This window comes from Flavobacterium sp. FlaQc-52 (assembly GCF_044007495.1).
In the GTDB taxonomy this organism is placed as follows: Bacteria; Bacteroidota; Bacteroidia; order Flavobacteriales; family Flavobacteriaceae; genus Flavobacterium; species Flavobacterium cupriresistens.
Map to the genome: position 1 here is coordinate 1 of NZ_JBIPCV010000056.1, position 255 is coordinate 255.

The window sequence follows — 255 nt, forward strand, 5'->3', positions numbered from 1 at the left end:
CAGCGTTAGCGCAACCTTCAGAAGCTACAAAAGCACCGCTTGTTTTTACGATATTCGAAACATCAGTATCACAAGCGTCAGCTGCAATAGGGAATTGTGTTTGAGCAGCATTTAAAGCAGTTGCATCGCTACATTGAACAGTAACGTTTAATGTTCCGGCCTCAGTTGTCCAAGTTGGGGCAGTGGTATCTTCAATAGTAATTACTTGAATAAAGGCATCCGTAACGTTTCCGCAATCATCTTTTGCAACCCAAG

1 protein-coding gene is annotated in these 255 nt (G+C 42.7%); it reads right to left on the reverse strand.

The window, feature by feature from the left end; all coding sequences use genetic code 11:
* Window positions 1–255 (reverse strand): hypothetical protein (locus ACHRV5_RS22485; protein ID WP_395428346.1); only part of this gene is annotated, 255 nt, incomplete at both ends.